Genomic DNA, 9841 nt, shown 5'->3' on the forward strand with positions numbered 1-9841 from the left:
GTTCCGCGTGCACCCGCCGGACCAGCCAAGCCTGGACCAGTCTCCCGGTCAGCGGGAGAGCGGACCCGGGAATAACCACCTGGCGGGACGGGGTGAACCCGGCTCGGCTACCGGTGGTGGCCACTCCCCGCAGCCGGCCGGGACGGCACGGTCCAGGCGCCGGGGCGCTGGTCGCTCACTCGCCGCCCTCGACCCGCAGCACGCTGGCGATCGACCGGACCGCGTCCAGGCCACGCAGGTCCTCGACGGTGGCGGCCAGCGCGGCATCCGGGGCGGTGTGCGTCACGATCACCAGCACCGCGTCCACGCCCCGGCCGGCGGGCTCGGTGCCGGCGGGCGCCTGCCGCACCGTGGCGATCGACACGTCGTGCCGCGCGAAGACGCCGGCCACGGCGGCCAGCACACCCGGCCGGTCGGCCACGTCCAGGCTGACGTGGTACCGGGTGAGCGCCTCCCCCATCGGCCGGACCGCCAGGTCGGCGTAGGCGGACTCGCTGGGCGCGTGCACCCCGGCGAGCCGGTTGCGGCAGACCGCCACCACGTCACCGAGGACGGCGCTCGCGGTGGCCGCGCCGCCGGCTCCCCGGCCGTAGAACATCAGCGGCCCGGCCGCCTCCGCCTCGACGAAGACCGCGTTGTACGCGTCGCCGACGCTGGCCAGCGGGTGGCTGAGCGGGATCATCGCCGGGTGCACCCGGACGCTTACCGACTCCCGGCCGGCCGCGTCGGTGCCCCGGGCGGCGATGCAGAGCAGCTTGATCGTGCAACCCATCGCCTTGGCGCTGGCCACGTCGGCGGCGGTGACCTCGGTGATCCCCTCCCGGTGCACGTCGGCCGCACCGACCCGGGTGTGGAACGCCAGCGAGGCCAGGATCGCCGCCTTCGCCGCCGCGTCGAAGCCCTCCACGTCGGCGGTCGGGTCGGCCTCGGCGTACCCCAGTTCGGTCGCCTCCTCCAGCGCCTCGGCGAAGCCGGCACCGGTGGCGTCCATGGCGGAGAGGATGAAGTTGGTGGTGCCGTTGACGATGCCGGTGACCCGGTTGATCCGGTCGCCGTGCAGCGACTCGCGCAGCGGGCGGAGCAGCGGGATCGCCCCGGCCACGGCGGCCTCGTAGTAGAGGTCCGCGCCGCCGTCCGCCGCCGCGTCGTGCAGCGACGCGCCGTCCTCGGCGAGCAGCGCCTTGTTGGCGGTCACCACGCTCTTGCCGGCCCGCAGCGCGTCGACCAGCCAGCTCCGGGCCGGCTCGATGCCGCCGACCACCTCGATCACCACGTCGACGTCGTCGGACTTGACCAGGCCGACCGCGTCGGTGGTGAAGAGTTCCGGGGCCACCGGCAGGTCGCCCCGGTCCCGGCCGAGCCGGCGGACGGCGATCCCGGCGATCTCCAGCGGCGCGCCGATCCGGGCCGCCAGGTCGGCCGACTGCTCGTGCAGCAGCCGGACCACCTCGCTGCCCACGGTTCCGCAGCCGAGTATCGCCAAGCGCAGGGGTGAGGTCATCCGACATCCAATGCGAGCAGGTCCGCTTCCGTCTCCCGCCGGACGATCAGCCGGGCCCGGCCGTCACGCACGGCCACGACCGGCGGCCGGGGCACGTGGTTGTAGTTGCTGGCCATGCTCCGGCAGTAGGCGCCGGTGCCGGGCACCGCGACAAGATCTCCGGGCTGTACGTCGGCGGGCAGGAATTCATCCTTCACCACGATGTCCCCGGACTCACAGTGCTTTCCCACCACGCGGGCGAGCAGCGGTTCCGCGGTCGAGGCCCGGGAGGCCACCGTCGCCGAGTACGAGGCGTCGTAGAGGGCGGTCCGGATGTTGTCGCTCATCCCCCCGTCGACGCTGACGTACGTGCGGATGCCGTCGACGTCCTTCACCGTGCCCACCTCGTAGAGGGTGAACACCGACGGGCCGACGATCGCCCGTCCCGGCTCGACCGACAGGTGCGGCACGGCGAGCCGCTGGACCAGGCACTCCGTCTCGACGATCCGGCGCAGCCGCTTGGCCAGATCCTGCGGGGCGGCCGGGTCGTCCTGGGTGGTGTACGCGATGCCGAAGCCACCGCCGAGGTCCAGCTCGGGCAGCTCCACGCCCCGGGCGTCGCGGATCTGCGCCTGGAGGCCGAGCACCCGGCGGGCGGAGACCTCGAAGCCGTCGGCGTCGAAGATCTGCGAGCCGATGTGCGAGTGCAGCCCGCGCAGCTCCAGCACGTCCTCGTCGAGGACCCGCAGGGCCGCCGCGGCGGCGGCTCCGCCCGCGAGGGAGAAGCCGAACTTCTGGTCCTCGTGGGCGGTGGCGATGAACTCGTGGGTGTGCGCCTCCACGCCGACCGTGACCCGGACCAGCACCCGGGGGCGGACCCCGCGTTCGCGGGCCAGCGCGGTGAGCCGGTCGATCTCGTCGAACGAGTCCAGGATGACCCGGCCCACGCGGGCGTCCAGGGCCCGGGTGAGTTCGGCCACGGACTTGTTGTTGCCGTGGAAGCCGATCCGCTCCGGCGGCATGCCGGCGGCCAGCGCGACCGCCAGCTCGCCGCCGGTGCAGACGTCGAGGTGCAGGCCCTCCTCGGCGACCATCCGGACCACCGCCCGGCAGAGGAACGCCTTGCCCGCGTAGTAGACGTCCTCGTCGGCGAAGGCCGACCGGAAGTCGCGGCAGCGCGACCGGAGGTCGTCCTCGTCCAGGACGTACACCGGGGTGCCGAACTCGGCCGCGACCGCCCGGACGTCCAGGCCCGCGACGGTCAGCGCGCCGTCCGCGCCGCGCGTCACGTTGCGCGGCCAGAGCTGCGGCACCAGGGCGTTGACGTCGGCCGGGGGACGCAGCCAGGCCGGCCCCCGGCTGCCGATGTCGCCGTGCAGCGCACCGGCCTCGTGTGCCCGCATGGGTGCTACATCCTCTCCGGGGCGGAGACGCCGAGCAGGTGCAGCCCGTTGGCGATCACCGTGCGGGTGGCGTCGTTGAGCCAGAGCCGGGCCCGGTGCAGGTCGGTGACGTCCTCGTCACCGCGCGGCAGGATCCGGCAGTTGTCGTAGAACCGGTGGTACGCCCCGGAGAGGTCCTCCAGGTAGCGGGCGACCCGGTGCGGCTCGCGCAGCTCGGCGGCGGTGGCCACCACGGCGGGGAACTCGGCGAGCGCCTTGAGCAGCTCGTTCTCCTTCTCGTGGTCGAGCAGCTCGGGGCGGAACGCCTCGGCGTCACCCCGCGCCAGGCCCACCTCGGCGGCGTTGCGCCCGACGCTGGCCGTCCGGGCGGCGACGTACTGCACGTAGTAGACCGGGTTGTCGCGGGTGGCCCGGGTCCACAGCTCCACGTCGATGTCGATCATCGAGTCGGAGGAGTAACGGGCCAGCGCGTAGCGGGCCGCGTCCACGCCGATCGCGTCGACCAGGTCCTCCAGGGTGACCACGGTGCCGGCCCGCTTGCTCATCCGCACCGGCGCGCCGTCGCGGACCAGGTTGACCAGCTGGCCGATGAGGATCTCCAGGGTGCGGGCCGGGTCGTCGCCGAAGCAGGCGGCCATCGCCTTCATCCGCCCGATGTAGCCGTGGTGGTCGGCCCCGAGCATGATCACGACCCGCTCGAAGCCGCGCTCCCGCTTGTCGAGGTAGTACGCGCAGTCGGCGGCGAAGTACGTCCACTCGCCGTTGGACTTGCGCAGCACCCGGTCCTTGTCGTCGCCGAAGTCGGTGGTGCGCAGCCAGACGGCGCCCTCGGTCTCGTAGACGTGGCCCTGCTCACGCAGCCGGTTCAGGGCCTGGTCCAGCTCGCCCCGGTCGTGCAGCGACTTCTCGTTGAAGTAGGTGTCGAACTCCACCCCGAAGTCACGCAGCGACGACTTGATCTCGGCGAACATCAGCGCGACGCCCTCGACCCGGAAGACCTCCTGGGCCGCCGCGTCGTCCGGGCCGAGCGCGTCCGGCCGCCGGGTGAGCACCTCGGCGGCGATCTCGGCGATGTACGCCCCGCCGTAGCCGTCCTCCGGGGCCGGCTCGCCCTTCGCGGCGGCGAGCAGCGAGCGGGCGAAGCGGTCGATCTGGGAGCCGGCGTCGTTGAAGTAGTACTCGGTGCCGACGTCGGCACCGGTGGCGCGCAGCAGCCGGGCCAGCGCGTCACCGACCGCCGCCCACCGGACCCCGCCGATGTGCACCGGGCCGGTCGGGTTGGCCGAGACGAACTCCAGGTTGATCCGCTCACCGGCGAGCCGGTCGCTGCGGCCGTAAGCCGGACCGGCCTGGACGATCGACCGGGCGAGCACCCCGGCGGCGGCGGCGTCGAGCCGGATGTTCAGGAAGCCCGGGCCGGCGATCTCCACCGACTTGACCCCGGGGGCCCGGCCGAGCTGCTCGGCGAGGGCGGCGGCCAGCTCCCGTGGCGGCCGCCCGACCTTCTTGGCGAGCTGGAGCGCCAGGGTGGAGGCGTAGTCGCCGTGCTCCGGGTTGCGGGGTCGCTCCACCGCCACTCGCTCCGGCAACGCGGAGCGGTCGAGCCCACGGTCGGTGAAGACGGCGTGGGCAGCGGATAGGACGACCTCGGCGAGTTCTGCGGGAGTCACCGAACCATGTTATCGGGGGTAGACTCGGTCACTCGTGGGCGACCCTGCACGTCATCGGCCCGCCACACTCCCCTGACCGACCGACCTGACGAGGCACCATGAGCATCAGCACCCCGGGCGGCGACCAGCGCCGTCCGTCCGTGGTCAGCACCGGCAAGAAGCCGGCCGCCGGTAGGCCCGCGTCCGGCGGCAAGTCGGCCGGCGGGAAGACCGACGCCGCCCGGCCGGCGGGGGGCACCCGCCCGGCAGGAGCCGGCAAGGGCCCCCGGAAGCCGATCGCCCCGGTGAAGGTCAGCCAGGGTCGCTCCTGGGGCCCGATCGCGCTCTTCGTCGCCGTCGGTGTGCTGGCCGCCGCGATCATCGGCTACGGCGGCTGGGCCGCCTTCCAGGGCTCCAAGCCGTGGGAGGATCGGGCCGCCGCCATCGACGGCATCAGCAACTTCCGTAAGAGCGACCCGGATCTGGTCAAGGGTGGCAACCACCAGACCGGCGCCATCCAGTACACGGTCCTCCCGCCGGTCGCCGGCCCGCACAACGCCGCCTGGCAGAACTGCCAGGGCGACGTGTACGACGCGCAGATCGCCAACGAGCACGCGGTGCACAGCCTGGAGCACGGCGCGATCTGGATCACCTACCGCCCCGACCTGCCGGCCGACCAGGTCGAGAAGCTGGCCGAGCGGGTGCGCGGCCAGGAGAAGATGATGCTCAGCCCGTTCCAGGGGCTCGACAAGCCGGTCTCGCTCCAGGCCTGGGGCTACCAGCTCAAGGTCGACAACGCCGACGACGGCCGGATCGACGAGTTCGTCAAGACGCTGCGGATCAACGCCTCGGTCGAGGGCCCGAACGCCAACTGCGGTCAGGGCATCACCGCGACCGGTACCGCTCCGCGCGACCTCGGCGACCCGATGACGCAGGGCTGAGCCGATGACCACGGCCACCACCAGGGAGAACGCGACCCCGGCCGCCGGTGACGGCGGTCCGGGGACGGCCCCGACACGGCGCTGGGGCACCGTCGCGCTCGCCGTCGCCGTCGTGCTCGGGCTCCTCCTCGGGTACACCGGCGGCCTGCTCACCCCCCGACTCACCCGGCCCGGCGACGCGTCGGCGGAGGCCGGTTTCGCCCGGGACATGACCACCCACCACGCCCAGGCGGTGGAGATGGGGCTGATCGCGTTCGACCAGGGCACCGACCCCGAGGTGCGCCAGATCGGCGGCGACATCGCCACCGGCCAGCAGGGCGAGATGGGCACGATGCAGACCTGGTTGCGCTCCTGGGGCCTGGACCCGACCGGTTCCCGGCCACGGATGTCGTGGGTGCCGGACGGCGCCGACATGATGGAGAACGGGCTGATGCCGGGCATGGCGACCCCGGAGCAGATGGCGAAGCTCCGCGCCGCCCAGGGCCGGGAGCTGGACGTCCTCTTCCTGGAGATGATGATCAGGCACCACATCGGCGGGGTGCACATGATCGACGAGGTGCTGAAGGCCACCGACGAGCCCGACGTGGTCCGCAGCGCCCGGACCATGAAGAACACCCAGCAGAAGGACCTGACCAACCTGGAGAACGCGCTGGCGCGGCTGCGCGGCTGAGCCACCTCGCCCACGCTCCGACGATCGCCGTCCCGCCTGGCGGGGCGGCGATCGTCGTCCTTGGGCGGCGAGAGCACCCTCCGGGGCGGACGACGGTCGACCGGATCCCGTCACCGTCGCCACCCACGACACCGCACAACTTGCGAACCTTTTGTCCGATTCGGTTAGTTCAAGCTTTTTCTACCCACATATCGTGACCAGTTGTGATTCGGGGTCGTTGCGCAGGACGTGGGGGTTGCACTCAGAGACGCACGACGCTCGGTCACCAGCTGGTGCCGGCGCCACACCATCGGCGGTGACGGAACGGTGGCAGCCGTCCGTCGCGGACAGCGGTCGGGCGAGCCGGGATCGCTCAGCCGCGAACAGGAACTCGACCTGATCGACGCCCTGCGGGGCGTCCACCCCGACGAGTTCGGCCTGGACGAGGAGCTGTGGACACGACAGAGCCTCACCAGCCTCATCCAGCGCCGCTACGACCAGTCCATGGACACCGGGGCGGTCGGGGCGTACCTGCGGGCCTGGGGGCTGGGCCCACGGGAGCCGAGAGAACGCGCCTGCGGGCTCTGCGTCGGCGCGGTGGAGCACTGGGTCCGCACCGAGTACCCGGCGATCACCCGGGCCGCCCAGGAGCACCTGGCGGAGGTCTACTGGCTCGGCCGGGTCCGCCTGCGCGGCACCATGCCGGCGGCGGACGTGGTCTCCGCGGTCTCCTCCCGGGGACGGGTCCGGTTCATGATCACCACGCCGTCGGTCGACCCGCCGCTCCCCCGGGACTTCGTGCTCCGGCTCAGCGGCACGGAGGAGCGGACGGTACACGTGATCATGGACGGGTCCTGGCCGAGGAACGAATGGCCCCGTCGGCTGCCCCGACGGATCGTGCTGCACCCGCTGCCCAGCTGCGGGCGTGCCGTGGCGGCCCGGCCCGGGCGCCTCGGGCCGGCGGCCTGACCGACCCCTCGCCGCCCGGGGCGGGTCGGTCAGGCCGCGAGCCTCCCGCCGGACGGGAGCGCCCCTCGACGCGGGCGGCGGCGGGCCGGCCCGGACGGCCCGGACACCGCGTTTGACCAGGTACGACGTGACGACACACCGGCCAGCGGACGGATCGCCCGATACCGATTGGGCGGTTCCGGGGGGCGTTTGCTACTCTTTCCCGGTCGCTGAGCCCCCGTAGCTCAGGGGATAGAGCACCGCCCTCCGGAGGCGGGGGCGCAGGTTCGAATCCTGCCGGGGGCACCTCGCAGAACCAGGCAACACCAACAGAGACGTTGGTTGTCGCCGACGGCAACACCGCACAACGACGACGACCACGATCCCGACAGGGTCGTGGTCGTCACAGTTCGCGGAACGCCAGGATCCGGTGGACGGCGCAGGGTTCCGCCGCCGGCAGCAACGCCCAGCAGGCTGGGCCGACGATCTTGTGATCCCCGAAGTCAGCGGCGTATCGTGGTGGCGCTGTTGCCGCCGACTATGACGTTTGCGTGGTAGCGGGCTCGGCGAGGGGGATCCTGAATATGTACAGCATGGGTATCGACCTGGGTACCAGCTTTACCGCCGCAGCCGTCGCCTCCACCGGGACCGTGAACATGGCTCCGCTGGCCGGGCAGGCGATCGTCACCCCGTCCGTCGCCTTCCTCGACGAGAAGGGCACGCTGCTCACCGGTGAGCCCGCCGACCGCCTCGGTCTGCAGCACCCCGGCCGGGTGGCGCGGGAGTTCAAGCGCCGCCTCGGTGATCCCACCCCGGTGGTCCTGGACGGGGCACCCTACTCCCCCACCGCCCTGATGGCCGGTCTGCTCCGTTCCGTGCTGGACACCGTCAGCGAGGCCCAGGGCGGCCCGCCCGACCGGATCGTGCTCACCCACCCGGCGGTGTGGGGCCCGTACCGGCGCGAGCAGTTCGCCGCCATCCCGCACCTGGCCGGCCTGCCCCGTCCGCAGACCGAGCCGGAATCCGTGGCCGGGTCGGACGGCCCGACCGTCATCACCACCACGGAGCCGGTGGCCGCGGCCACGTACTACTGCTCCACCCAGCCACTGCCCCCGGACGGCCTGCTCGCGGTCTACGACCTGGGTGGAGGCACGTTCGACAGTGCGGTGGTCCGCAACGGCCGGGACGGGCTGGAGATCATCGGCACCCCCGAGGGCATCGAATGGCTCGGTGGCGCCGACTTCGACCAGGCGCTCATGGACCACGTGGACCGCCAACTGGACGGTGCGGTCACCGCGCTGGACCCGGCCGATCCCGGCACCACGTCCGTCCTGGCCGCCCTCCAGCGCAACTGCATGCTCGCCAAGGAGGCACTGTCCAGCCACGACAAGGCGGAGATCAAGGTGCCGCTACCCGAGTCGGTACGGCACGTGACCGTGACCCGGGAAGCGTTCGAGCAGATGATCACGCCGCCCGTGGAGACCACCATCGAGACGTTCCGGCGGACCCTGACCGCCGCCGGCATCACCCTGCAGGACCTCACCGCCGTGCTTCTGGTCGGCGGATCCTCCCAGATTCCCCTGGTCAACCGGCTGCTGCGGGACACCCTGCAGCGACCGATCATGATCAACACCCATCCGAAGCACGCGGTCGCGCTGGGCGCCGCGATGCTCAGCGCCGCACCCCGCCCGGCGGCGCGTGCCATCCCGGCACCCCGGCGGCCCCAGGGCGCGCCGGTCGCCGCCACGGCGGCGGTCCGGACCGAGGCTCCACCCGCGACAGCCGAACGTGACAGCGGCGCACCCGCACCCGCACGCAAACCCGCAGCCGTAGCCGCATTCGCCGCCGCAGCCACGGCCGTGCTGACGCCCAAGGCCAGGCGCGGCGCGAGGCACCGGGCGCAGCCGCCGGCGCCGGCCGCGCCGGTGAGCCCGGCCAGCGGCCCCGTCGAGCCCCCACCCCCGGCGGCGGAACCGCCACCCGCGCCGCGACGGTGGTCACGGCTCGCGATCACGCGCGTCGCCGTCGCACTGGTCGCGGTCCTCAGCCTGGTGGGCGCGGCGATCGTGTTCGGGACCGAGACGCCGGACGACCCGACGTCGCCCAACGCGACGTCCAGGACCACCACCCCGAACAGCCCGTCGCAGGCACCGAGCCCGAGCCCGACCCCGAGTGCCACCCCCACCCCGCGCAGCACGACGGCACGGCCCTCCAGCCCTGCGCCCGCCCGGTCCGCCACCCCCAGCGCGCAGCCCACCCAGACGGTGCTCGCACTCACGGACGTCCGGGTGGGCAAGCCGTCGAAGCTGTCCACGGTTCGCCCGGCAGAGGTCGGCGCCAAGCACTTCGTCGACCGGACAGTCAAGATCTCGAGCATTCCGGGGGCGCTCGACGGAGGAGTGCTGATCCCCGGTTCCAGCGGCGACAAGCGGTTGACTTCGCCGGCGGACTACCTGGTCTTCGATGTCGCGCGCAACGCCACCGTGTACGTCGCCATGGACAGTCGTGGAGCGCCGGATGTGGACAACTGGTGGCCGGCGTGGTTGAACCAGCAGGGCTTCGCGCGTACCAGCATGACCATCAGGACCACCGACACGGCCCAGCCCGGCCTCGTCGTGTTCGCCAAGCAGGTGCCGGCAGGACGCGTCACGCTCGGACCGAACAGCGCGACGAGCGTGTACTCGACCGGCTACATCACGGTCGTGACCGCTCGTTCACGGTGAGCCCGTGACGAGATGGCCGCAGTTCCCTGAACCGGAGCACTCGGCCGT

At 72.6% G+C, this 9841-nt stretch carries 7 protein-coding genes and 1 tRNA gene; 5 read left to right on the forward strand and 3 right to left on the reverse strand.

Annotated features, from left to right (window positions below; translation table 11 throughout):
* Positions 1-175 precede the first annotated feature (175 nt).
* The 3 genes from IGA62_RS06965 to argS are packed head-to-tail and all read right to left on the reverse strand — an operon-like array spanning position 176 to position 4553.
* Positions 176-1489: a homoserine dehydrogenase gene (locus IGA62_RS06965; RefSeq protein ID WP_186500183.1), complete on the reverse strand. Its 1314-nt coding sequence runs from the start codon at positions 1487-1489 to the stop codon at positions 176-178.
* Positions 1490-1497: 8 nt separating this feature from the next.
* Positions 1498-2883, reverse strand: a complete 1386-nt coding sequence (gene lysA, locus IGA62_RS06970; RefSeq protein ID WP_145815736.1) for a diaminopimelate decarboxylase — start codon at positions 2881-2883, stop codon at positions 1498-1500.
* A 5-nt stretch (positions 2884-2888) separates the two neighbouring features.
* Positions 2889-4553, reverse strand: coding sequence for an arginine--tRNA ligase (argS, locus tag IGA62_RS06975; RefSeq protein ID WP_145815735.1), 1665 nt, complete (start codon positions 4551-4553; stop codon positions 2889-2891).
* Between the two features lie 98 nt (positions 4554-4651).
* Here argS and IGA62_RS06980 point away from each other — a divergent pair, with 98 nt between their 5' ends.
* From IGA62_RS06980 to IGA62_RS07000, 5 genes are all read left to right on the forward strand, one after another.
* The gene (locus IGA62_RS06980; protein ID WP_145815734.1) at positions 4652-5473 is read left to right on the forward strand and encodes a DUF3105 domain-containing protein; all 822 of its coding nucleotides are present in this window, start codon (positions 4652-4654) and stop codon (positions 5471-5473) included.
* A gap of 4 nt (positions 5474-5477) precedes the next feature.
* Positions 5478-6143 (forward strand): DUF305 domain-containing protein, encoded by a 666-nt coding sequence (locus IGA62_RS06985; RefSeq protein ID WP_145815733.1) that lies wholly within the window; start codon positions 5478-5480, stop codon positions 6141-6143.
* Between the two features lie 228 nt (positions 6144-6371).
* Positions 6372-7091: a winged helix-turn-helix domain-containing protein gene (locus IGA62_RS06990; RefSeq protein WP_145815732.1), complete on the forward strand. Its 720-nt coding sequence runs from the start codon at positions 6372-6374 to the stop codon at positions 7089-7091.
* A gap of 213 nt (positions 7092-7304) precedes the next feature.
* Positions 7305-7376 (forward strand) — tRNA-Arg (locus tag IGA62_RS06995).
* Positions 7377-7663: 287 nt separating this feature from the next.
* Positions 7664-9793 (forward strand): Hsp70 family protein, encoded by a 2130-nt coding sequence (locus IGA62_RS07000; RefSeq protein WP_190289262.1) that lies wholly within the window; start codon positions 7664-7666, stop codon positions 9791-9793.
* Positions 9794-9841: the final 48 nt, after the last annotated feature.

This window comes from Micromonospora sagamiensis (genome assembly GCF_014680085.1).
In the GTDB taxonomy this organism is placed as follows: Bacteria; Actinomycetota; Actinomycetes; order Mycobacteriales; family Micromonosporaceae; genus Micromonospora; species Micromonospora inyonensis.

What these genes read in the sequence shown, in the direction of transcription:
- lysA (WP_145815736.1), bottom strand. Translation starts at nt 2,883, where the DNA reads ATGCGGGCACACGAGGCCGGTGCGCTGCACGGCGACATCGGCAGCCGG.
- IGA62_RS06980 (WP_145815734.1), top strand. Translation starts at nt 4,652, where the DNA reads ATGAGCATCAGCACCCCGGGCGGCGACCAGCGCCGTCCGTCCGTGGTC.
- IGA62_RS06985 (WP_145815733.1), top strand. Translation starts at nt 5,478, where the DNA reads ATGACCACGGCCACCACCAGGGAGAACGCGACCCCGGCCGCCGGTGAC.
- IGA62_RS07000 (WP_190289262.1), top strand. Translation starts at nt 7,664, where the DNA reads ATGGGTATCGACCTGGGTACCAGCTTTACCGCCGCAGCCGTCGCCTCC.